The organism is Erwinia artemisiae (assembly GCF_051400835.1).
In the GTDB taxonomy this organism is placed as follows: Bacteria; Pseudomonadota; Gammaproteobacteria; order Enterobacterales; family Enterobacteriaceae; genus Erwinia; species Erwinia aeris.
On sequence record NZ_JBLFFM010000004.1, the window covers coordinates 369,069 to 392,530 of the forward strand.

Annotated in this window: 21 protein-coding genes and 1 tRNA gene; 15 read left to right on the top strand and 7 right to left on the bottom strand. The window is 57.2% G+C overall.

Translation table 11 applies throughout. The features are described 5' to 3' along the window. Positions 1-129: 129 nt before the first annotated feature. From ACMGEE_RS12150 to ACMGEE_RS12190, 9 genes are all read left to right on the top strand, one after another. Complete coding sequence (locus ACMGEE_RS12150; protein WP_436830098.1) at positions 130-1,308, top strand: isochorismate synthase; 1,179 nt, start codon at positions 130-132, stop codon at positions 1,306-1,308. Positions 1,309-1,317: 9 nt separating this feature from the next. Beyond that, on the top strand, positions 1,318-2,931 hold the full coding sequence (locus tag ACMGEE_RS12155) for a (2,3-dihydroxybenzoyl)adenylate synthase (RefSeq protein WP_394148461.1): 1,614 nt from the start codon (positions 1,318-1,320) through the stop codon (positions 2,929-2,931). Positions 2,932-2,945: 14 nt separating this feature from the next. Continuing rightward, positions 2,946-3,797: an isochorismatase family protein gene (locus tag ACMGEE_RS12160; RefSeq protein WP_436830099.1), complete on the top strand. Its 852-nt coding sequence runs from the start codon at positions 2,946-2,948 to the stop codon at positions 3,795-3,797. Further along, entirely contained in the window at positions 3,794-4,546 is a 753-nt protein-coding gene (dhbA, locus tag ACMGEE_RS12165) for a 2,3-dihydro-2,3-dihydroxybenzoate dehydrogenase (RefSeq protein ID WP_253460237.1), read from the top strand. The genes ACMGEE_RS12160 and dhbA overlap by 4 nt, the downstream gene beginning before the upstream one ends. Then, positions 4,546-4,968 carry a hotdog fold thioesterase gene (locus tag ACMGEE_RS12170; protein WP_253460240.1) on the top strand — a complete coding sequence of 141 codons (423 nt, stop codon included), beginning with the start codon at positions 4,546-4,548 and terminating at the stop codon, positions 4,966-4,968. The genes dhbA and ACMGEE_RS12170 overlap by 1 nt, the downstream gene beginning before the upstream one ends. A gap of 72 nt (positions 4,969-5,040) precedes the next feature. Then, a complete protein-coding gene (yncE, locus tag ACMGEE_RS12175; RefSeq protein WP_436830100.1) occupies positions 5,041-6,087 on the top strand; it encodes a 7-bladed beta-propeller protein YncE in 1,047 nt (348 codons plus the stop codon). Between the two features lie 120 nt (positions 6,088-6,207). Further along, positions 6,208-6,882, top strand: a complete 675-nt coding sequence (locus tag ACMGEE_RS12180; protein WP_253460245.1) for an antitoxin Xre/MbcA/ParS toxin-binding domain-containing protein — start codon at positions 6,208-6,210, stop codon at positions 6,880-6,882. Next, positions 6,875-7,540: an RES family NAD+ phosphorylase gene (locus ACMGEE_RS12185; RefSeq protein ID WP_253460248.1), complete on the top strand. Its 666-nt coding sequence runs from the start codon at positions 6,875-6,877 to the stop codon at positions 7,538-7,540. The genes ACMGEE_RS12180 and ACMGEE_RS12185 overlap by 8 nt, the downstream gene beginning before the upstream one ends. Positions 7,541-7,648: 108 nt before the next feature. Then, positions 7,649-9,082 (top strand): glycoside hydrolase family 1 protein, encoded by a 1,434-nt coding sequence (locus ACMGEE_RS12190; protein ID WP_436830101.1) that lies wholly within the window; start codon positions 7,649-7,651, stop codon positions 9,080-9,082. A gap of 48 nt (positions 9,083-9,130) precedes the next feature. Here the strand turns inward: ACMGEE_RS12190 and ACMGEE_RS12195 are convergent, their stop codons facing one another. Next, positions 9,131-12,715: an AAA domain-containing protein gene (locus ACMGEE_RS12195; protein WP_253460255.1), complete on the bottom strand. Its 3,585-nt coding sequence runs from the start codon at positions 12,713-12,715 to the stop codon at positions 9,131-9,133. A 548-nt stretch (positions 12,716-13,263) separates the two neighbouring features. Continuing rightward, positions 13,264-13,339, bottom strand: a tRNA-Asn gene (locus ACMGEE_RS12200). A 290-nt stretch (positions 13,340-13,629) separates the two neighbouring features. Between ACMGEE_RS12200 and ACMGEE_RS12205 the strand changes: the two genes are divergently transcribed. Further along, positions 13,630-14,769, top strand: a complete 1,140-nt coding sequence (locus tag ACMGEE_RS12205; RefSeq protein ID WP_394148451.1) for a Gfo/Idh/MocA family protein — start codon at positions 13,630-13,632, stop codon at positions 14,767-14,769. 117 nt (positions 14,770-14,886) lie between these two features. On the opposite strand, the gene ACMGEE_RS12210 is transcribed toward ACMGEE_RS12205, so the two are convergent. Further along, the gene (locus tag ACMGEE_RS12210; RefSeq protein ID WP_301251040.1) at positions 14,887-16,341 is read right to left on the bottom strand and encodes an AMP nucleosidase; all 1,455 of its coding nucleotides are present in this window, start codon (positions 16,339-16,341) and stop codon (positions 14,887-14,889) included. A gap of 145 nt (positions 16,342-16,486) precedes the next feature. On the opposite strand from ACMGEE_RS12210, the gene ACMGEE_RS12215 reads away from it, so the two are divergent. After that, complete coding sequence (locus ACMGEE_RS12215; protein ID WP_301251039.1) at positions 16,487-17,146, top strand: nucleotidyltransferase family protein; 660 nt, start codon at positions 16,487-16,489, stop codon at positions 17,144-17,146. Continuing rightward, the gene (locus tag ACMGEE_RS12220) at positions 17,121-17,306 is read left to right on the top strand and encodes an XdhC family protein (protein WP_253460269.1); all 186 of its coding nucleotides are present in this window, start codon (positions 17,121-17,123) and stop codon (positions 17,304-17,306) included. Before ACMGEE_RS12215 ends, ACMGEE_RS12220 begins: the two co-directional genes overlap by 26 nt. 32 nt (positions 17,307-17,338) lie before the next feature. Here the strand turns inward: ACMGEE_RS12220 and ACMGEE_RS12225 are convergent, their stop codons facing one another. From ACMGEE_RS12225 to ACMGEE_RS12235, 3 genes are read right to left on the bottom strand one after another with little or no spacing between them, the layout of a single operon-like run. Next, positions 17,339-19,621, bottom strand: a complete 2,283-nt coding sequence (locus ACMGEE_RS12225) for a xanthine dehydrogenase family protein molybdopterin-binding subunit (protein WP_301251037.1) — start codon at positions 19,619-19,621, stop codon at positions 17,339-17,341. Further along, complete coding sequence (locus ACMGEE_RS12230; RefSeq protein WP_301251036.1) at positions 19,618-20,616, bottom strand: FAD binding domain-containing protein; 999 nt, start codon at positions 20,614-20,616, stop codon at positions 19,618-19,620. The genes ACMGEE_RS12225 and ACMGEE_RS12230 overlap by 4 nt, the downstream gene beginning before the upstream one ends. Further along, complete coding sequence (locus tag ACMGEE_RS12235; protein ID WP_125288063.1) at positions 20,613-21,104, bottom strand: (2Fe-2S)-binding protein; 492 nt, start codon at positions 21,102-21,104, stop codon at positions 20,613-20,615. The genes ACMGEE_RS12230 and ACMGEE_RS12235 overlap by 4 nt, the downstream gene beginning before the upstream one ends. Before the next feature lie 274 nt (positions 21,105-21,378). On the opposite strand from ACMGEE_RS12235, the gene ACMGEE_RS12240 reads away from it, so the two are divergent. Continuing rightward, entirely contained in the window at positions 21,379-21,867 is a 489-nt protein-coding gene (locus ACMGEE_RS12240; RefSeq protein WP_436830102.1) for a hypothetical protein, read from the top strand. A 45-nt stretch (positions 21,868-21,912) separates the two neighbouring features. Here ACMGEE_RS12240 and ACMGEE_RS12245 read toward each other — a convergent pair whose 3' ends face one another. Continuing rightward, positions 21,913-22,356, bottom strand: coding sequence for a type II toxin-antitoxin system RatA family toxin (locus tag ACMGEE_RS12245; RefSeq protein ID WP_436830103.1), 444 nt, complete (start codon positions 22,354-22,356; stop codon positions 21,913-21,915). Between the two features lie 399 nt (positions 22,357-22,755). On the opposite strand from ACMGEE_RS12245, the gene ACMGEE_RS12250 reads away from it, so the two are divergent. Both ACMGEE_RS12250 and proR read left to right on the top strand, forming a co-directional pair. Continuing rightward, positions 22,756-23,118, top strand: a complete 363-nt coding sequence (locus tag ACMGEE_RS12250) for a type II toxin-antitoxin system RelE/ParE family toxin (RefSeq protein WP_436830104.1) — start codon at positions 22,756-22,758, stop codon at positions 23,116-23,118. After that, entirely contained in the window at positions 23,106-23,405 is a 300-nt protein-coding gene (gene proR, locus ACMGEE_RS12255; RefSeq protein WP_436830105.1) for a transcriptional regulator ProR, read from the top strand. Before ACMGEE_RS12250 ends, proR begins: the two co-directional genes overlap by 13 nt. Positions 23,406-23,462: the final 57 nt, after the last annotated feature.

Here is a 23,462-nt window from a genome sequence, read left to right on the forward strand (position 1 = left end):
GTGGTGTTTTGCACTGTTTTAAACTGCGAAACGTTGCTTGACATCACAAAGAATTTACTTAAAGTTACGCGGTAATAATGCAAATGATAATCATTATTATACTTTTTATCGTTGTGGCTGGAGGCCGTTATGGAGACGCTTTGCGCTGATGCAGTTAAACCATCAGTTTCTCTCTCATCTGAGAGCTTTTTCTTCGCATCGCCGTGGAAAAGCTTTATCACCACTGGTCGCTTTGCCGAAATTACCTGTCCCGCCGCCGACGGCGACAACCTGCAGGGCGCTTTCCAGCAGCAGGTACGCAGCGCCTTTGCCGCGGCCAGGGCCAAAGGGATTACGCGCCCGGTGATGGTTGGCGCCATCCCCTTTGATACGCGCCAGCCTTCCGCGCTATTTATTCCTGAGCGTCATGAGGCATTCTCCCGCCAGCAGCAGCCAGAGTCGGCGCAGCAGGCGAGCTCTGCCGTAGAGCCGGTAATTACCGCGCGCCAGAACATTCCTGAACAGGCTGAATTTATGGAGATGGTGGCGAAAGCAGCGGAAGCGACCGCCCAGCCTGGCCTGGATAAAGTGGTGCTCTCGCGTCTGATCGATATCACTACCGCCGAGCCGGTGCAGGCTACGGCGTTAATGGATCGCCTGATTGCGCTCAACCCTGGCAGCTATCACTTCCATGTTCCGCTGGCCGACGGCAGCACGCTGCTGGGCGCCAGCCCGGAGCTGCTGCTGCGTAAGTCGGGCGAAACCTATACTTCGCTGCCGCTGGCGGGCTCGGCCAGACGCGATCGCAGCGACAAATCGCGCGATCTTGCGGTAGGCGAAAAGCTGATGTACTCGCAAAAAGATCGCTACGAGCACCGCCTGGTGACCAGCGCCATGTACGACGTGCTGAAACCGCGCAGCCGCTCTCTGGCGGTGCCGGACAAGCCGGAGCTGATCACCACTTCGACGCTGTGGCACCTTGCTACCGCGATTGAAGGCAAAGCCGCAGCGGCTGAGGAAACGGCGCTGTCGCTCGCCTGCCTGCTGCATCCTACGCCCGCGCTGAGCGGTTATCCGCACGCTGCCGCTTGCGAGTGGATTGAAAAGCTGGAGCCGTTTAACCGCGAGCTGTTCGGCGGCATCGTCGGCTGGTGCGATGACGAAGGCAACGGCGAATGGGTGGTGACCATTCGCTGCGGCACGCTGGCCGGAAAAAACATTCGCCTGTTCGCCGGCGCGGGCATCGTTCCGGCCTCTTCGCCGGAATCGGAATGGCGCGAAACCGGCGTCAAGCTCAGCACCATGCTGCACGTATTTGGACTGCAATAAGGCTATTTTATGACGATTTCCTATTCCCGCTGGCCCGACGATTTTGCGGCTCGCTACCGTGAAAAAGGCTACTGGCTGGATCTGCCGCTAACGGATATTTTGACTCGCCACGCCAACAGCGCGGCAACGGCGCTGATCGAAGGCGACCGTAAATACAGCTATCAGCAACTTGAGCGCGCCAGCACCCGTCTGGCGGCGGCCTTACAGCGTCGCGGCCTGAAGTGCGGCGATACCGCGCTGGTGCAGCTGGGCAACGTGGCTGAATTCTATATCGTGCTGTTTGCACTGCTTAAGCTCGGCGTGGCGCCGGTCAACGCGCTGTTCAGCCATCAGCGCCAGGAGCTGGACGCCTACGCCAGCCAGATTGAGCCTGCTTTGCTGATCGCCGATCGTCAGCACGCGCTGTTCGCCACCGACGACTATCTGCAACCGCTGCGCCAGCGCTATCCGTCGCTGCGTGAGGTGGTGCTGCGCAACGCTCGTGAGGACGATACCTCGCTTGCGGCCTTAATTGACGAGGCGCAAGGCGAGTTTGTCGCTGCGCCTTCCGCCGCTGACGAAGTCGCTTTTTTCCAGCTTTCCGGCGGCAGTACCGGCACGCCCAAGCTGATCCCGCGTACCCATAACGACTACTACTACAGCATCCGCCGCAGCGTGGAAGTCTGTTGCTTTAACGAAAAAACCCGCTATCTCTGCGCTTTGCCCGCCGCGCACAACTATCCGCTCAGTTCGCCGGGCGCCTTCGGCGTGTTTTATGGCGGCGGCCTGGTGGTGCTGGCAGGCGATCCGAGCGCCAACCTTTGTTTCCCGCTGATTGAAAAACACCAGATTACGGCGACGGCGCTGGTGCCGCCAGCGGTCAGCCTCTGGCTACAGGCGATTCAGGAGTGGGGCAGCAATCGGGCGCTTGGCTCGCTCCAGCTGTTGCAGGTGGGCGGCGCGCGCTTAAGCGAAGCGCTGGCGGCACGCATTCCGGCAGAAATTGGCTGCCGGCTGCAACAGGTCTTCGGCATGGCGGAAGGGCTGGTCAACTATACGCAGCTGACCGACGACGAGTGGCACATCTTCTCGACGCAGGGCACGCCGATGAGCCCGGACGATGAGGTCTGGGTCGCGGACGAGCAGGGCAATCCGCTGCCGCAGGGCGAAACCGGACGGCTGATGACGCGCGGCCCGTACACCTTCCGCGGCTATTACCGCAGCCCGGAGCACAACGCGCAGGCCTTTGACGCCAACGGCTTCTATTGTTCCGGCGACCTGGTCTCCATTACGCCGGACGGCTATATCTGCGTGCAGGGCCGCGAAAAAGATCAGATCAATCGCGGCGGCGAGAAAATTGCCGCTGAAGAGATCGAAAACCTGCTGTTACGCCACGAGGCCATTCTGCACGTTGCGCTGGTTTCGATGGAGGACAGCCTGCTGGGCGAAAAAAGCTGCGCCTTTATCGTGGGCAAACGTCCCGTGCGCGCCGTAGAGATCCGCCGCTATCTGCGCGAGCTTGGCGTGGCGGACTACAAGCTGCCCGATCGTATTGAAACCGTTGACGAACTGCCGCTGACGCCCGTCGGTAAAGTGGATAAAAAACGCCTGCGTCAACAGCTGGCCGCCAGCCAGACCAACTGAATTCCGGAGAAAAAATGACTATTCCTGCACTGAAAGCCTATGCGCTGCCTGCCGCCGCCGACCTGCCAGAAAACAAGGTCAAATGGACGTTTGAACCCGCCAGGGGCGCGCTGCTGATCCACGATATGCAGAACTATTTTATTAATTTCTGGGGCGAAGACTGCCCGATGATCAAACAGGTCATCAGCAATATCGCCGCGCTGCGTGAATACTGCCGCCAGAACGGCATTCCGGTTTACTACACGGCGCAGCCTAATCATCAAAGCGATAAAGACCGCGCGCTGCTGAACGATATGTGGGGGCCGGGGCTGAATAAACATCCGGAGCAGCAGAAAGTCGTAGCCGAACTGGCGCCGGAAGAGGGTGACGAAGTGCTGGTGAAATGGCGCTACAGCGCCTTCCATCGCTCGCCGCTGGAGCAGCACCTGAAAGAGACCGGCCGCGACCAGCTGATTATCTGCGGCGTGTACGCGCATATCGGCTGCCTGACCACCGCTATCGATGCCTTTATGCGGGATATCCAGCCCTTTATGGTGGCGGATGCGCTGGCTGACTTCAGCCGCGACGAGCACCTGATGGCGCTGAAATACACCGCCGGTCGCGCCGGGAAAGTGGTGCTGACGGAAGATCTGCTGCCGGTGCCGCTGAGCATGGCGCAGCTGCGCGCGCTGGTGCAACCGATGCTGGATGAGGACGAAACGCCGGAAGAGGATGAGAACCTGATCGATTACGGCCTGGATTCGGTGCGCATGATGGCGCTGGCGGCGCGCTGGCGTAAAGTTTACGTCGATATCGATTTTGTGATGCTGGCGAAAGAGCCGACGCTGGCGGCCTGGTGGCGTCTGCTGTCGCGGGAGCGCGCATGAGCCTCGATTTTACCAATAAACATATCTGGGTAACCGGTGCCGGTAAAGGCATTGGCTATGCCACCGCGCTGGCCTTTCACGAGGCGGGCGCGACGGTAGTCGGGCTGGATCTCGCTTTCCCGCAGGCCGATTACCCGTTTCAGACCGTGGAGCTGAACGTGGCCGACGCGCAGCAGGTAAAAGCGGTATGCCAACGGCTGCGGCCGGAAACGCCGCGACTGGACGTGCTGGTCAACGGCGCGGGCATTCTGCGGATGGGCGCGACGGATGAGCTGGACGTGGCGGACTGGGAAGCGGTGATGGCCGTCAACGTCGGCGGCGCGTTTAACCTGTTCCAGCAGACCATGCCGTGGTTCCGCGAGCAGCGCGGCGGCGCTATCGTCACCGTGGCGTCGGACGCTGCGCACTGTCCGCGCATCGGCATGTCGGCCTACGGCGCGTCGAAAGCGGCGCTGCGCAGCCTCAGCCTGACGGTTGGCCTGGAGCTGGCCTCTTTCGGCGTGCGCTGCAACCTGGTGTCGCCAGGCTCGACCGATACCGATATGCAGCGCACGCTGTGGAAAAGCCCGGATGCCGAGCAGCAGCGCATTCGCGGCTTCGCGGAGCAGTTTAAAGTCGGTATTCCGCTGGGCAAAATCGCCCGGCCAGAGGAGGTCGCCAGCACCATCCTGTTCCTTGCGTCCGATCAAGCCAGCCATATCACGATGCAGGATATTGTGATCGACGGTGGCAGCACGCTGGGGGCGTAATGACAAAATCTATCTGGAAGCGCCAGCTGAGTCTGGATGAGCTTAACCGCATGGGCGACGGATCGATGGTCGCCCATCTGGGCATGACCTTTACGCTGCTGGAAGAGGCCAGGCTGGAGGCGACCATGCCGGTCGATGCCCGTACGCAGCAGCCTTTTGGCCTGCTGCACGGCGGCGCGTCGGTCGCGCTGGCGGAAACGTTAGGATCGATGGCCGGCTTTTTGACCAGCCAGGAAGGGCAGTGCGTGGTCGGCACGGAGATTAACGCCAGCCACCATCGCGCCGTGACCGGCGGCCTGGTGCGCGGCGTGTGTCAGCCGCTGCATCTGGGCAGAAGCCAGCAGGTCTGGGAAATCGCTATCTATGACGACAGGGACAGGCGCTGCTGTACCGCAAGATTGACCACGGCGCTGCTGGGCTAATTTTTGGCCCGCCGCCGCAAGACAGCGCATCGGGCCGCTTTACCTCTGATCATTCAGTTACATGGAGAGAATATGAACGCTACCTTCAGCCGTGGAAAAGGCTACCTGTTAACGCTGGCGCTGTTTGCCGCCGCGATCCCCGCCCACAGTGAAACCGCTGAACCGCTGCGCCAGCCCGTTGCCAAAGGCGCTTATGAAATGGCTTACAGCCCGTCGCAGCAGGCGCTGTATGTGGCAACCTCCGGCAGCCGCCAGCTGGATAAGGGCGGCGTGGTTTACCGCCTCGATCCGCAGACCCTGGCCATTACTCAGGCGATCCACAACGACCTCAAGCCCTTTGGTACGGCAATCAACAATAAAACCGACACGCTTTTTGTCGGCAACACGCTGGACAGCACGGTCACCGCGATCGATGTAAAAAGCGGTCAGGTAAAAGGACGTCTGGTGCTGGATGCGCGTCCGCGCAGCGAAAATTTCCGTCCGCTGGCGCCGCGTGAGCTGGCGGTAGATGAAAATACCAATACGGTTTATATCGGCGGCGTGGGCGAAGAGAGCCGCATCTGGGTGGTGGATGGCGATAAGCTGACGCTGCGCCATACGCTGGAGGGCTTAGGCAAGCACGCTACCGGCCTGACGCTGGACACCGCCGCGCACCGCCTTTACGCCACCGGCGGCGATAACGAACTCTTCACTTTCGACACCGCCAGCAACAGGGTGCTTGGCAAAGTGAAGCTGGCAGAGGGCGAGCACTTCTTTCTGAATATCAGCCTGGATCCGGCCACGCATCGCGCCTTTATCACCGACTCTAAGCAGCCTGAGCTGCTGGTGGTGAACACCGAAGACGGCAAGGTCATACAGAAGGTCGCCGTGCCAAAATCGCTGGCGGTGCTGTTTAATCCGCAGCGCAATGAAATTTATGTGACCCACCGTGAGGCGGGCGAAGTCAGCATTATTGACGGCAAAACCTATAAAGTTGTCAAAACCCTTAAGGCGCCGACCCATCCAAACAGCCTTGCGCTGTCGCCGGATGGTCAGACGTTGTATATCTCCGTTAAGCAGGCTTCTTCCCGCAAACAGGAAGCCGCCGCGCCTGACGAGGTGATGCGCGTCGCGCTGTAATCCGTTGCCCCGATCGCTGACGTCGGGGCTTTATCTTTACGTTTCCGTTCAAAAAGCGACCTTGTCAGTAATGATGGTTATGTTATATTGATCATAACTACCATCACCAAGGATAAAGCTATGAGCGCCATTCCGGTTTCTTCAGGTATCGCCACGCTGGTAGGCACTCCGAAAGAGATCCAGGCCCGTTTAAATAAGTCTCAGGCCGATCGCGTATTGGCCATGACCTTTGTTCATCAACAGCCGGGCGTGGTCGAGACGTTAACGGAAAACATTATGAACATGACCGTTTCTTTGCTTGAGGTGCTGCGGGAGCGTCAGGAGCAGTCATCGCTGGAGCGGCTGGCGGAAATCATGTTGCCGTCGGCGCCGGTCTCGCCAACGCTGCTGAAAGAAGCCGCTATGCTGATCCAGGCCCGTAAGGCCGTACTGGAAAGCGGAGACTGGCTGACGGCGGCAGAAGTGGCCGGGCTGGCCGGGTTCAGCGCGCGCAACCCCAGCGCGCAGCCGCATAAGTGGAAAAAACAGCAGCAGATTTTTACCATTCAGCATCACGGTATTGATTACTATCCTGCCTGGGCCCTGGCGGCGGACACCGGGTTCCGGCCCTGTAAGGCGCTGGCGGAAATCATAAAAATCTTCACCGATAGCAAGGACGGTTGGGGAATGGCCTACTGGTTTCGGGCCGACAACAGCGCCCTGGGCGGCAGGCGTCCGCAGGATTTGTTGCTCAGCAGCCCGGAACAGGTAATAGAAGCAGCGAAAGATGAGGTAGAAGGCGTTGAACATGGCTAGCTCTGCCGATGCTTTACTGCTTCCCGCTCCCACGGCAGAGCTTGCTGTTACCCTGACGCTCCTTAACGCCGGTGAAAAGCTACACCGTATCCATCTGGATAAATATCAAGCGACGCAGTTTAATCCGGGCCTTAAAGGCAATGCGCGATTCAGCCCCATTAAAGATGAGAAAGATCGCGCTATTCCCACGCTGTATGCCGGTACGACGTTTTCCTGCGCGCTGATGGAAACGCTGTTTCACGACGTTCCGCATACCGCCGGGTTCAAAAGCATGGACAAGGCAAAGTTTACCGGCCAGCAGCACTCGGTTATTGAGGTAACGGAAGCGCTGAGGCTGGTGGATTTACGCAGCCTGGCTTTACACAAGCTCGGCCTGAAGCGTAGCCAGCTAATCGATACCGAAAAAGATTGCTATCCGGCCACCCGAAAATGGGCCGAAGCTATTTATTGCCAGTGTCCGCAGGCGCAGGGATTGCTCTGGATATCCAGACAGGATGACGCGGCGCGCGCCATCGTGCTTTTTGGCGATCGCCTCGGCGTAAAAACGCTACGGCCCACGGGCGTTTCCCGTTCTCTGCTACAGGATCACGGTACCTGGTTTAAAGTGCTGGAGCTGGCAGAACGCATAGCGCTGACCATTGTGCCCGCACGGCATTAATCGGCTTCTTTCCTGTCTGCCATCCTGCTTTTGCTTTAAAATCGTCGCTGGTACAAATCTTGTCATCAATTGCCGTTAAAACTTGCCGTTTTAAAAAGGATGAATGCAATGAAAGAAAGATTTCCGCAAGGCTTTATGTGGGGCGGCGCGACCGCCGCGAATCAGGTAGAAGGCGCCTACAACGAGGATGGCAAAGGGCTTTCCATCGTGGACGCCATTCCCGGCGGCAAGTCCCGCCTGGCTATCGTTTCCTCGCCTGATTTTGATTTCACCCTCGACCCTTCCCGCTACACCTATCCCAACCATAAAGGCATCGATCACTATCACCGCTTCCGCGAGGATATCGCGCTGTTTAAGGAGATGGGCTTTAAGTGCTATCGCTTCTCCATTGCCTGGACCCGCATCTATCCAAACGGCGTTGAGCAGCAGCCCAACGAAGCGGGCCTGCGTCATTATGATGAGGTGATTGCTACCTGTCTTGCGCACGGCATCGAGCCGGTTATCACTCTTTCCCATTATGAAATGCCGCTGCATCTCGCCACCGAATTCGGCGGCTGGAAAAATCGTGAAATCATTGAGCATTTTGAACGCTTTGCCCGGACGGTGCTGGAACGCTACGGCCAGAAAGTAAAGTACTGGATGACCTTTAACGAGATCAACAGCGCGGTACATTTCCCGATGATGAGCCAGAGCCTGACGGTAAAAACCGGCGCGCTGGATCCGCAGGCGAAGTTCCAGGCGTGGCATAACCAGTTTGTCGCCAGCAGCATGGCGGTGAAAATCGCGCACGAAACCAATCCCGCCATTCAGATTGGCTGCATGATTATCTACGCTACCGCCTATGCCTTTGACTGTAACCCGCTTAATCAGCTGGCCACGCTGAAAGAGATGCAGTCGTTTAACTTCTACTGCGCCGACGTGCAGGCAAAGGGCGACTACCCTTATTACGCCAAAAGCCTGTGGAAATCGCTGGGCGTGACGCTGGATATCCAGCCGGGCGACATGGCGTTAATCAAAGCGCATACCGTGGATTACATCGGCTTCAGCTACTACATGTCCACCACCATCAATAAAACCGCGGAAGCGGAATCCGCTCAGGGCAATCTGCTGGGCGGCGCGCGTAACCCGTTCCTGGAGGCCAGCGACTGGGGCTGGGAAATCGATCCTGTCGGCCTGCGCATCGGGCTGAATCAGCTCTACGATCGCTACCAGAAGCCGCTGTTTATTGTCGAAAACGGCCTGGGCGCCATTGATAAGCCGGATGAAAACTTCCGGGTGGAAGACGACTACCGCATCAACTATCTGCGCCAGCATATTGAAGCGATGGCGGAAGCGATTGACGACGGCGTCGAGCTGATGGGCTACACGCCGTGGGGCTGCATCGACCTGGTCAGCATGTCCACCGGCGAAATGAGCAAGCGCTACGGCTTTATCTATGTCGATCTGGACGACACTATCTCCGGCACCGGCAACCGCTATAAGAAAAAATCCTTCTACTGGTATCAGCAGGTGATTGCCAGCAACGGCAGCGATCTGGAGTAGGGTATGGGCCGTACAAGATCTGTTCTGTACGGCCCAACGCCGCCGGCGTCAGAACGATAGCCGCTCTTTTAGCTCGTTAACGAAAGAGACATCATCCAGTTCTGCGCTCAGTTCATGACGAATAGCATTGCTGAAATTACCTGAACCCTCGCAGCTGTGATGATAACCATGTGACAGCCAGTTCCAGCTACCCAGGGTGATGTAGCGTCCGTCAACAACCAGCAGTTTTTCGTGCGTCCCTTCCGGCAGGCGGATGACATTCTCTTTACCCAACTGGTCGCAATACTCTGCAACCAAATCGTTATCGTTATCTTCGCCCCGATCCAGCCGCTGATGATGATAGCCATAACAGACTTTTACCGTTATGCCGCGACGCTGTGCGGCCACCAGCATCGCTAATTCCGGCCGCTGCCAAAGGCCGCCGCGTCTTATCCATGGCGTTACTACCAGCAGTTCCTGTTCGCAAGTGGCCGCCTTAGCGGCAAAAGCCGCAATGTGCTCACAATCTTTATAGTATCGCTGTAGCCGTGGCGTCTGGCTTATCCGTTCGAAATCGGGGTGTTGGCTACCTTGTTCAAGGAGAAAATCATCGGCCAGCGTTTGCGCCACTATTGCCAGATAGCCACCAGCCTGCTTCAGGCGGCGGTAATTTCCCACTACGATAAATTGTTGCCTGGCTCGGGATACGACGACGTTCAGCATATTGGGCGCATCGTTCTGAAAACCTTCTTTATCCAGAGGATGAAAAATGACCGGACTATAAATAATGACTTCAAAACCTACGCCCTGAAACTGATGAACTGTCCCGATACAGTTTTTTTCCCAGTGGTTCATTCTTTTAGCAAAACGTTGGACCAGTAAAGACTTTTGATTGCTGTAAGGCGTCACAATGCCTACGTCGGCGCACAGGTCGTAACCTGCGTCTTCAAGTTTATCCAGCAGCTGGCCAATGGCTTCCGCCTCATCGAGATTGGTATTGGCGACGCGGCCTTTCTGGCCTTCCACGCTGTAAAACATCAGATGATGACCGCCCGCCTTTTCAAAAGCCTGGGCTATTCTTTTATCAGGTGGCGCCGTTTCTACCGTGACGCCTTGATAGCCCGCCACGCGCGTGAACAGCCTGGCGATAGGTAACTGACAGCGGCGATGCTCGTCCAGAATTATACCATTGCCTATATCGCCAGCACGGCCGGTAGCGCTGCCAGCTGCCCGATGATAGGCGGTGACGGTGGCAGGCGAGACTCGCTCATAAAGGAGATTATTGGTAGCGAAATGACGCTGGCGTAACAGCTGTTGCGTTCCTTCAGAAAGCGTACGGATAGGTTCGATTTGCAAAGGATCACCTACAATCATCGCTTTTTCGCTGCGGCTCAGTAACGGTACCAGCGACTCTGCCGAAATCATGCCCGCCTCATCACAAAGCGCCAGTGCCCAAGGCTTATGGCCTTTCAGTTCGCTGAGTTTAGCGTATCCCGCCATTTTGTAAGCGGAGACCAGCGTGGTCGCCATGATCGGATAAACCAGCGACAGCGCGCTATAAAAATCATCCAGCCTCTCCAGCCAGCGGTAGTAGCCTGCGCCTGTTTTCTGACGAGATATAAGCGCGCGCCAGTGCGTGACTACCTCTTCCAGATCGTGTTTACGTTTCAGCTGTTCCTGCCAGAGATAACCTGTAGCATCTGCAAACATTTCACGGTGTTGTCGGATAAAGCGTTTACGTAAAATGTCGCACCAGCTGCCTTCAGGATAACGCTGCGCATGTTCGTCGATGTAGTGCTGCGCCAATTCAACCCTGCGCTGTAACGTCATTAATTCAGCAATTTCTTTTTCCAGCGCGTCCAGGGTTATCAGTTCTTCAGGATCCGGTTCAGGCGTCAGCAACAGCTTTAGTAACTGAACGGCTTCTTTGTCTGCCGATAGGTTTGCGCCAGCGTCTGCCAGTTCGACTAGCTGCTGGTGGGAAAACTCAATAAGCATCATTCGCTGATAGCTATCAGCATAGCGTGCGCGCATCTTATCGCAGCGAGTCTGATATTTGCCTGTTAAAACACGCGCCAGTAAATGTCGGATGCCCTGGCGTGGATAATCATGGTAATTTTTTTCCAGCACTGGGCGCAGCGGGTCGTCCAGCCAGGCGACGATAGATTGCCAGTTATGCGGCAGTGGCCAGGTTGACTCAATCTCCATGGCCAACTGCCATGCCTGCTTACGCCGCCGTTTTGCTTCAATAAACGCCTCTTTTTGTAGCTCAATAGCCAAATCAAGCGAAAAGAGATCGTCAGACTGCGTGACCAGCAGAGGAGGGAAATTGGCTGCCTTGACGAAAAAGTTCGCTACTTTCGTTGCTAAAGCAGCCTTTACTTCCGTGATATCGGTCGTCGGGAATCCACAGTCGCTTATACTCTGTAACGTGCAGGCCTTATGGTTAATATATTCTTGATAACACGCGTTAATTTGCTGGCGGTGCTGGTTTAAACTTTCCAGAAAGGCCTGCTGACGTTCCGGCTCATAGCTTCCCTGTCGCCAGCGGTCTATTAATCTTTCCAGGCGAGAAAATTCTTGTTGTATCTGTTTATTTGAGCCGCCCTGAAACCATAGCCAGTCAAGATTCTGAGTAACCGGATCTTTACGAAGATCGTCGATAATATTTTCTACGGCTTTGATAGCCGTTGAGGTCACCAGCATACCGCAGTTGCGATCCTGACCATCGGCGATGGCGAGAGCCCGCTCTACGAGCTTTTGTGCAATCAGTGATTTAAAAAGCGTGGTTTTACCGGTGCCTGGGGCGCCCTGAACTGCGATCAGCCGCTCCTCCTGATTTATCGCCTGTATCGCCTGCATCTGGCCATGGCCCAGAGGATACTTTTGCTCAAACAAGCCATGGGTAGGCAAATCAAAACAGGCGGGAGCTTCATCCGCTGAATGCTCATAAGTCAAATACTGTTCCAGCAGAGGAAAAGTCCCCTCGGGCTTATCGCAGAGCCACTGATAATCCTTACCGTCGCGTTGGGTAGTAAAATCTTCATTATGTAACGGCGCGATAAGAGCATTGAAAGCCGTTTCAGGCGTCTGGCGCTGTTGACTAATCCACTGTAGCAATCCCTCAAAAGCAGCGTAAAAACCCTCATACTTATGGCCGGTCAGCGCGCTGACGATGCTCATCATATGCCGGTTTTCTCCCAGCTCTGCCAGCTCAATAGAAAACGTATTGCGGAACGCAAAAGGGAAGGCGCTGACCTGCTGACCATCATTTACCGGGATCAGCAGCGTATTGTCTTGCGAGGTAAAAAAGGATTTAGGAACAGGGAAAGAGAAAAGCGGCAGATATTTCGCATTAGCGTTACCATTTTCTGCATCAACGCAGCGTATGATGGGGAAAAGAAAGCTAATGGGTTCGATATGACTGATATAACCTTTATCATCATACTTAACGAAGCGTCGACGCCAGCTTTCGGCCATTTCCGCAGGGATAGTCAGGCGGACGCCGGACTCTTCGTCGCGGCAGTGCTGTCTGGTAATAAAAAGCTGTTGATATTCGTGCACCTTACTCGCAGGTATTTTACTTTTTTCTGCGCCACTATGCTGGACATAGTCTTGCCAGGCAGTAAGGATAAGGTTAGAAGTATTATTCATTAGAAGAGGCAAATCCTTGTAGGTCTTTGTCCTGTCAAATTGCATTTCAGGCAGAATATCACAAAATAACAGCGGCTTTCAGCCCGCAATTTTTTTTAGCGCGCTGCGGCTTTATAGCTAAAAGGTAAGGGGGATTTATACAAGCGTGCAGAGAAGCCACGCTATCGCAGCAAGCAAAAGCAAAAAGCCTGCTTACGTTTTTCACGCAGGATTTTCAAATCAAACCCTCTGCCTGAACCCGACCCGACGATACAAGAATTCATTGTTCTGCGGGCTGAAATATAAGCAAAGCTTGGAGTAAGGCTTACATTCACGCTATGTCGGATTGTTGCTACGAAAACGCTTACTCACAAGGATGAAAAGCGTCGTTATCGATAGTGAATGATTGGCGGCATTCTGGCAGACCACGGCTTAGGCCGACGGATATAGAATCCGGGCGTGCTGACCTCTCAGGCGAATGCAGCAGCAGGCTTGACGATAACGGCCCAAATGAAAATGCGAAACAGCAAAAAGCCCGCTCAGGTAACCCTGAGCGGGCTTTTCAAATCTGGCTCCTCTGACTGGACTCGAACCAGTGACATACGGATTAACAGTCCGCCGTTCTACCGACTGAACTACAGAGGAATTGTTGGAACGGGGCGCATAATATCTATAGCGATTTGCGATGTCAAAGCCTGTTTGCACTTTTTTCGCTGACTGCTGCATTAATCGGCAATTAAGCGGCGGGCATCGCCCGACGCGAAAAACGCCGTCGGCCAGGCTTTGCGTAGCGCCTCGCAATCCGTGAATGTAACCGCTGAATAACGCAGCAATTTTCGTCAGCATGATCACGTTTATTTCATTTTCACATTGTTCAGACGGATTTTGAAATATACATTCCATCGACGCGCCTCGTTCACCCGTAAGGAACCCCAATGAAAAAGGTCAGGATAGGTTTGATCGGCACCGGCTATATCGGACGCTGCCACGCGATTGCTTATGCGCAGGCGGCCACCGTCTTTGCGCTGAAAGGCGAGATCGTGCGCGAGATGGTGGCGGAGGTCAGCCCGGCGGTCGCCAAAGCGCAGGCCGCGGCGCTGGGTTTTGCCCGCTGGACAGGGGACTGGCGCGAGCTGGCGGCAGACCCGGCGATCGACGTGGTGGATATCTGCGCGCCCAATTTTCTGCACAAAGAAATGGCGCTGGAGGCTATCCGCCACGGCAAGCATGTCTATTCTGAAAAGCCGCTGGCGCTGAGCGTGGCGGATGCCGAGGAGATGACGCGGGCCGCCGCGCAGGCCGGGGTGAAAACGCTGGTGGGCTTTAATTATATGAAAAACCCTACCAGCCAGCTGGCGAAAGAGATTATCGCCAGCGGCGAGATAGGCGAGGTGGTGCATTTTTACGGCACGCATAATGAAGATTATCTCGCCAGCCCGCAGGCACCGCTGGACTGGCACTGTCAGAAGGCGCTGGCCGGGCTGGGCGCGCTTGGCGACCTGGGCGCGCATATCGTTAATATGGCGCATTATCTGGCAGGCGAAATCCGCGAGGTTTCTGGCGATATGCAGACGGTGATCGGGCAACGTCCCGATGCAAAAAATCCCGCCGTGCTGCGCGAGGTAGAAAACGAAGATCAGGCCAGCGCGCTGCTGCGCTTTGCCAACGGCGCGCACGGCGTGATTGAAACGTCGCGTATCGCCTGCGGCAGCAAAATGGGGCTGACCTACGTGGTGACCGGCACGAAAGGAGCGATCCGCTACAGCCAGGAGAGAATGGCGGAACTGGCGCTTTATCAGCATGAGGACGCCGCCGGACGACAGGGGTTTAAAACCATTCTGACCGGCCCGGCGCATCCTGATTATGCTGCCTTTTGCATTTCTGCCGGACACGGCATCGGCTTTAACGATCAAAAAACGGTGGAAATCCGGGATCTAATCAACGGCATCGCGGCGGGCGATCCGATGTGGCCAGACTTTGCCGAAGGGCTACAGGTATCGAAAGTGTTGGAGGCGATAGCCGTTTCTGCGCTGGAGCGTCGCTGGATTGAGGTGCAGGGCACGTCCCGGTTTTAATGCGGCGTTTTTATGCTTTTTCGCCGGAGATAAGAATGACCACTTTAGCGATACCAGCTGCTGGCTTTGGCGACATCAGTCTCTGACAGGCGGAGGCTTCTACCTCCGCCCTGTTGCTCAGCGGAACGGCGGCTCGTTAAAGGTGCGAAGCTTACGCGAATGCAGCTTATCGCCCTCCGCGCGCAGCAGATCTATCGCGCAGATGCCAATCTGTAGATGTTCAGAGATCGCGCCTTCGTAAAAACGGTTAGCCTGGCCGGGCAGCTTGATCTCACCGTGGATCGGCTTATCGGAGACGCAGAGCAGCGTGCCGTAAGGCACCCGAAAGCGATAGCCCTGGGCCGCGATGGTGGCGCTTTCCATATCCACCGCTACCGCGCGGCTGAGGTTAAACCGCAGAGCGGAGGCGGAATAGCGCAGCTCCCAGTTGCGATCGTCCGTCGTCACCACCGTGCCGGTACGCAGGCGCTGTTTAACTTCTTCGCCCGGCATGCCGCTAACCTGTTTGGTGGCGTCAAACAGGGCGCGCTGCACTTCGGCAATGCTCGGTACCGGAATATCGGGCGGCAGTACCGCGTCCAGCACGTGATCGTCGCGCAGGTAAGCGTGAGCCAGCACGTAGTCGCCAATCGTCTGGCTTTCACGCAGGCCGCCGCAGTGGCCAATCATCAGCCAGGCATGCGGACGCAGCACCGCCAGATGATCGCAGATGGTTTTCGCATTGGAGGGGCCAACACCGATATTAATCAGCGTAATGCCCTGGCCCTCTTTGGCAATTAAATGCCAGGCCGGCATCTGGTGGTTTTTCCACGCCAGGCCGGAAATAGTGGTCTGGGGATCCGGCGTTTCGGCAGTCACGCAGATATTGCCCGCGCAGGAAAGCGCTTCGTAAGGCGAATCCGGATCTGCTATCTGCTCGCAGCTCCAGCGCACGAATTCGTCAACGTAGCGGGTGTAGTTGGTAAACAGCACCCACGACTGAAAATGCTCGACCGGCGTGCCGGTATAGTGACGCAGTCGCGCCAGTGAAAAGTCGGTGCGCAGCGCGTCAAAATGCGACAAAGGGAACTTTTCGCCCGGCTGGTAAAGGCCGTCCGCGTTCTCATCGCCAATTTGCGCCAGCTCGGTAGTCGGAAAATGCTGCGCCAGCCCGGCGCTCATGCTGCGATCCAGCCCCAGGTTGGAGCCGTCGATAACGTAAGGGAAAGGGATCTCCTGCTGCGAAGGCCTGACTTCCAGCGTTACCGGATACTCGCTGCAAAGCATGGAAAGCTGTTCGGAAAGATAGTGGCGAAACAGCGCGGGGCGGGTGATGGTGGTGGCATAGCTGCCGGGGCGGGTAAAACGGCCAAAGGCGCGCGACAGCTTGTGGCCCGCCGCATCACCCTGCCAGCTGACGCGCAGCTCCGGGTAAACAAACAGGCCGGCGGCGCGGCTGGCCGCATCCGGCAAGGTGCCTTCGCTGACATAGGTGGTAATCGCCTGGCGCAGCGCGCTGACCGCTGCCTCGTACAGGGCATCCAGCTTATCCAGCGCCTCGTCTACGGTTAATCCTGATGGTGGCCGCGTCATAAGTCTCTCCTGGGCGGTTATTGTTTTCTTAACAGCATGTTAGCTGAAATAAAGCGTGCGCGCTCAGGCGCAGTCTGAATTCATCCCCACAGGGGATAATTTGCGCTACGCTGGTAGCCCCGAACGTTAATAAGGGGAATGGGATATGGATAAGCATGAGCACAGGGAAAAAACGATCGGCGTTCTGGTTATCGCGGCCGGTCAGGGACAGCGGTTTACCGAAGCGGGTGGCGCAACCGATAAGCTCCAGGCGGCGTTCGCCGATGCGTCAGGGCAGGTAAAATCGGTGTTTGTTCACAGCTGCCAGGCGGCGCAGCAGAGCGGCCTGCCGGTATGCGTGGTGACGCGGCCCGCGCAGCAGGCCATTCGCGACTACTGTGAGCAGCAGGGCATTCCGACGGTGCTGGTGGAAAATACCCGCATGGGCGAATCGATCGCCGCCGGCGTTCGCCAGACGGCGGCATGGGACGGCTGGCTGATCCATCTGGCCGATATGCCCTTTATTTCTGCGGCCACGCTGCGGCTGGTAGCCAGTAAAGTGGTTGAGGAGGGGATCGTGCGTCCCGTTTTTCGCGCCAGTCCGGGGCATCCGGTGGGGTTTGGCCGCTGCGCTTTCAGGGCGCTCAGCGCCTTGACCGATGAGCAGGGCGCACGCAGCCTGCTGGTGCAGTTTCCCCTGTATACGATTGAGCTACAGGATGCGTCAATTTTGCAGGATATCGATCTGCCTTCACAGCTGCCAGCAGGAGAGAGCCCTGCTGTCGCTCAACGATCGGGTTATGCGCCAGGCGCTGAGCTGGACTAAAGATCGGCCCGTCTGGCTCTGTATCGTCATCAAAACCTGGGGATCGTCGCCTTGGGCAGTGGGATCGCTGCCGATCGTTGACGGGGGCGGTGCGGTTTGCGCCGGTAGGGCTGGCGATCGGCAGCAAAACGCCAGCCGAAACAGCGCTGGCGCCGCATAAAAATCGCGGGCCGTTTGCCAGCCCGCCTGCGGTTATAACAGCTTGTCCTGAGTGATGGGTAAATCGCGGATGCGTTTGCCGGTGGCGTGCCAGACCGCATTGGATATGGCGGCCGCCACGCCGACGATCCCCAGCTCGCCGACCGCTTTGCCGCCCAGCACGGTAGCCAGGTAATCCGGCTTGCCAACGTCAATCGTGGTCAGTTCAGGGATATCCGCGTTGACCGCTATCAGATAGTCGGCCAGGTTGGCGTTGGCTATCCAGCCGTCGCGATCGTCTATCTGTCCCTGCTCCAGCAGCGCCTGGCCAATGCCCATTACCATGCCGCCAATCCACTGGCTTTCTGCCAGCTTAGGATTGTAAACCCGGCCGGAATCAAAGGCGCCGACCATCCTTTTGACCCGCACCGTGCCGAAGTCTTCATCTACCGCGACTTCGACAAAGATAGCGCTCCAGCTGTGAGCCGACACGCCGCCATCGGTAGGCGGCAGCATCATAGTGGAAGTACGATCCGCTTTGTTGCGATCTTCCTCGCTGGCGGTTTTATCGAAGGTATCCTGATGCGCCACCAGCTTTTCGCGGCCGCTAAGCTTCAGCAGCTCGGCAAAGCTAATCCGTAATCCCGGGCTGTTGCTCAGCCAGAGATAACCGTCGGCCAGCGAGAGGGCGGAAGGCGGCTGCTGCCACAGCGGCGATTTCTCCGTGGCAGTCGCCAGCGTTATCAGCCTATCGCGCAGCGCCTGCGCGGTCTTATGCACCGCGCCGGTCAGCAAATTCGCCAGCTGCGAACCGCCCGCAACCGGCGCACGGGGCAGCAGCGTATCGCCAAGCGACACGGTGATGCTTTCCGGGGCAACCAGCAGCACGTCCGCCGCCGTCTGCGCCAGAATAGTGTAGGTGCCCGTGCCGATATCCACCCCGCTGCTCTGCACCTCAATACTGCCGTCAGCGGACAAAACAATCTGCGCCTCGCCGGGCGTACGGCGTACCGGATAGGTACCGGAAGCCATTCCCCAACCGATCAGCTGGCGGCCTTCGCGCAGGCTGCGCGGCTCAAGAGGACGTTTACTCCAGCCAAATGCGTCGGCGCCCTGTTGATAAGCCTCGCGCAGCTGGCGAGAGCTCCAGGGGATCCTGGCCTGCGGATCCTGCTCCGCATAGTTTTTCAGGCGCAGCGCCAGCGGATCCATTTTTAGCGCCCACGCCAGCTCGTCCATTGCCACTTCCAGCGCAAAGGCGCTCGGGTTTTCGCCCGGCGCGCGCATCCAGCTTGGATTGACGGTATTCAGGTGGATCAGCTTGTGGTGCGATAAAAAGTTTGGCGAGGCGTACATCAGCGCCGTTACGGAATTACAAGGCTCCTTGTGCACATCGTTCAGCGCGGTTTCGTTCCAGCTGTCGTGCACGATAGCCTGTAACAGCCCGTCACGGTTGGCGCCCAGCGCCAGCTGCTGATGCGTGCGCGGCCTGCCGCCGAAAGCGGTAAAGGTCTGCGGCCGGGTCAGCGCCAGTTTAATCGGCCGGTTAAGCTCGCGCGAGGCCACGCAGGCCAGCGCGCTATGCGGCTGTATCCCGCCTTTGCAACCGAAGCCGCCGCCGACAAAGGGTGAAATCACGCGCACCTTGTCGTGATCTATCGCCAGCCATTCCGATACTACCTGACGCGCGCCGCCCGGCCACTGGCTCGGTTCCCACAGCGTCAGGCTGCCGTTTTGCCAGTGCGCGATACAGCCGTGCGGCTCAATGGGCGAGTTATATTCTCTGGGCGTGGTATAGATGCCGCCTACCTGCACCTCCGCCTGGGCCAGCGCGGGGATGGCGTCGCCCCAGTCAATCGTTAACGCATCCACCGTTTCTGGTTTAGCGTTGGGGTGGGTCGGATGCACCACAGGCGGCTGTTGTTCATATTCCGTCTCAATTAGCGCGGCGGCCTCGGTGGCCTGCTCCAGCGTTTCGGCCACGACCAGCGCAATATGCTGACCGTTCCACAAAACCTTATCGTCCTGCAACGGCAGAAAAGCCTGCGCCGCCGCGCCGCCTTCGCCAAAGGTTTTGGCTGAATGAATGGTTAATCCGCTTTCGTGGTTATACACCGCCAACACGCCGGGCGACTGGCGCGCTCGCTCGGTATGCATCGCGGTAATACGTCCATAGGCGATGGTTGACTGAACCACTACCGCATAAGCGAGATTATCCAGCGATTTTTCGACAGCGTAGGTCGCCAGCCCCTGAATTTTCAGCCTGCCGTCGGCGCGATCCAGCGGGCTGCCTAAAGCCTGCTGACGACCGATCGATGACGTTTCGAGCGTGCTCATACCAGACCTCCCACGGTCATCAAAGCCCTGGCGATAACGCGAGGCGCAAGAATAATTTTGTGCCCGTTATGCTGGCGGGCAATGGCGCCTTCCGTCACTTTTTCCGCCGCTTTGCGCAGCGTTTTCTCCTCCAGCCGCTGGCCTTTCAGCGCCTGCTCTACCTGGTAAGCGCGCCAGGGTTTGGTTGCCACGCCGCCCAGCGCGACGCGTACCTCTTTGATGGTCAGGTTATCTTCTTCCATCTCCAGCCCTACGGCCGCGCTGGCAGCGGCGAATTCGTAGGAGCTACGATCGCGCACTTTAAGGTAGTGCGAGCGGGCCAGCGCGGCGCTACGCGGCACCGTCAGGCTGACGATCATCTCGCCAGGCGCGAGCTGGTGTTCAAGATCGGGACGATCGGACGGCAGGCGGAAAAAATCGGTAACGGGAACGGAACGCAGTTCGCCCGCGCTGTTTTGCAGGTTCAGCACCGCGTCGAAAGCGGTCAGCGCCACCGCAAAATCGCCGGGATAGAGCGCGATGCAGCTGTCGCTGGTGCCCAGCACCGCATGATTATGATTCAGGCCGTTCAGCGCGGCGCAGCCGGAACCGGGGTTGCGCTTGTTGCAGGCGGACCAGGCCTGCGGATCGCGAAAATAGCTGCAGCGGGTGCGCTGTAGAATATTGCCGCCCAGCGAGGCCATATTGCGCAGCTGCGCCGAGGCGGCGAGCGAAAGGCTTTCCGCCAGCGCGGGCGCAAAAGTTTTTACCGTTTTGCTGTCGGCCGCCTGGCTCATCTTTACCAGGGTGCCGAGCGTCAGCTCACCGTCGCTGAGCGTAATATCATGCAGATCCTGCAAATGCGTAATATCCACCAGCGTGGCGGGACGCTCGACGCCGCACTTCATCAGATCCAGCTGCGTCGTGCCGCCGGCGAGAATGCGCGCCTCTGGCTGGCTGGCCAGCGTCGTGGCCTGGCTGACGTCGGTCGCGCGTTGATAGTTGAACGATCTCATGATGTGGCCTCCTGGCTCAGGCTGGCCGCCGCGTCCTTCACGGCTTTGACGATATTGGGATAGGCGCCGCAGCGGCATAAATTCCCGCTCATATATTCGCGGATTTCGTCATCGGAACGGGCATGACCTTCTTTGATGCAGGCGACGGCCGACATAATTTGGCCGGAGGTGCAATAGCCGCACTGGAAGGCATCGTGGCGCAGGAAAGCGGCCTGCACCGCGTGCAGCGTCCCGTCCGGCGCGGCCAGACCTTCAATGGTGGTAATATCTCTGCCCGCCGCCTGGGCCGCCAGCGTCAGGCAGCTCAGCACGCGTTCGCCGTCGATATGCACGGTACAGGCGCCGCACTGCCCCTGGTCGCAGCCCTTTTTCGAGCCGGTTAAACCAATGTGCTCCCGCAGCGCATCCAGCAGGGTAGTGCGCGGATCGACCATCAGCTGACAGCTTTCACCGTTGACGGTGAGCTGCAAAGGATAAAGTTGAGTCATTGTCGTCTCCAGATTGGGGAGGTCACTGACAGTGTGCGCAGCGCTTACTCATGTCGACACTGCCTCATTGCTCGAAATACAGGCACGCCTGAAAAGGTGAATGCGATCGCTCTTTTTAGAGGAGCGTATCGGAAAGATAAGGATAGTCAGAATTGGGAAAAAGGGGCGCGGCAGTTTGCAGGCGCAACGGCTGCATCGTTGATCCCTGGGTGCGGGGGTTAGCGTTTAACGGTATGATTGGTAAATAATTTATTTTTCCTGTACGGGGAATGGCATGAAAAAATACGGCTACCCGCGGCTGTTCTTCTGGACTTGTTTTTTTGTCGCGGCGCTGTTTCTGTTCTGCTTATGGAAAAACATCGTCTGGCAAAATACGTGGGGCAATCCGCGTTCGCTGCGGCTGCTTTGCCTGCTTTCCGTGCTGGCTACCGTCGCGCTGTTTAGCTGGCTCAGGTTGAAAAATGTCGTTAAGGGCCTGCGGGTGCTGGCAGGGCTGTTTATTCTCTCTTTATTTATTATCACCGTTCCCTGGTATACGACGATCTACTTAACGGCACATCATGAAAGCCGCTATACAATCGCCGCCCATTGGGTCGCTGGCGGTCGCCGCAGCTGCTCCGGTATGGAAATTCGGGAGCCTGCGTTAAAGCAAAAGATTACGGTCTGTCATCCTGATGGCGGTACGCCGTCTGCAGAAAATCTTATCGTTTATAAAAGAAGCAACGGCTATGGCATGGTTATCCGGGCAGCCTGGGCTTTCTGACTTTAGCCGCAGTGGCGAATGTGCAGGTGTCGCTGGTGGCGTTATTCACGCGCGGGGATAAATTTCCTTCGCCCGCTGAATAAATACGCCCGGCAGCATTCTGACCATCAGGCTGAAAAAAGGCGCGAGGGTCAGCCGCAGCAGGCCGTTAGAGAAGCGATATTTCACCGCAAAAGTCACGGTGCAGGTTTCTTCTCCCGTGGCCTCAAAAAACCAGTCGCCCTCAAACTGCGACAGAAAGGAGCCGCTCACCAGACGCAGATGCAGCGAAGAGGGGGGATGGAAAGTTGCGCGGGTGGTCAGGCTGAGCTCGGGAAACTGCTGAAAGCGCAAACCAATGCGCACCAGTCTGGCGTCCGGTTGATTATCAAGGATCTCGACCTGCCGACACCAGGGCAAGAAGTCAGGGTAAGCGGCAACGTCGGCGACAAGGTTATACATCTGGCTCTGGCTGAAATTAACCTGAATACGTTTTTCAAAAGTCGTCATCTTAACCCTTAGCCCGGCTGGCATTGCGCGCAGCCAATGTAGCCGCTGCACAAGGCTAATAAGTTACTTTCCAGCGCTTATTGATCGACCGCAAAAGAATCCGTAACAGACGAAGATAACGCTTCGCCTTTTGATTTTCGGAAAGGCGTCGGCACGCTATTTATTACTCAGGGTCACAGGACAGGCGTCTCCCTTACGGCGACGGCTTCAGGTTAGGCGGCACAGGCCGAATGCGTTTTGCGAGCCGCGTCTTATTGCGATGCAAGCGCGTCAGGCTTGCCTCTTTTCTCAGGAAAGCGCCTCTGATTTCGGCCAGTCGGTAGCGGCACGTCATCAAAAAAGGCGTCATTATAGTTTTACACCTATATAGGTCTGGAGCTATATTGACGGAGGCCGCGTATGTGGTTGCTCAAAACAACGGACAGGTTTGACTGGTGGTTCAGCACGCTTCAGGAGCACGAAAGGGCAGCCGTACTGGGTTCGCTGCTGGTGCTACGGGCAAGAGGGCCGGGTCTGCCGCGCCCCAGGGTCGACAGCATTCAGGGTTCGCGCTACAGCAATATGAAGGAACTACGCGTGCAGTGCGGTGGCAAACCGATACGGATCTTTTTCGCTTTCGATCCACAGAGAACCGGCGTGCTGCTTTGTGCGGGCGGCAAAACAGGCAATGAAAAGCGTTTTTATCGCGTGATGATCCCGATAGCCGATCGGGAGTTTACTGACTATCGGCATAAGACCAGAGGTAACGTATGCGTACATTAGAACAGATGCTGGCGGAAGAAGAACCGCACGTCGTGGCAGAGGCGGAAAAGCTCGCCGCAGAGATCCAGCTGGATATTCAGCTTGCTGAACTGCGCGAGCGGGTGCAGAAAACCCAGAGCGAGATGGCGCAGGCGCTGGGAGTAAAACAGCCTACCGTGGCGGGCATGGAAAAGCCGGGCCGCGATATCAAACTTTCCACGCTGAAACGCTATATCGAAGCGGCAGGCGGCAAGCTGCAGCTCAGTATTGAGCTGCCGGACGGCTCGCACTATGGTTTTAAGGTTTAAAGCCCGTTGAAAAAAGGGCATAGGCAACGGGTCAGCCAGCCGTTATTATTTCCCCCT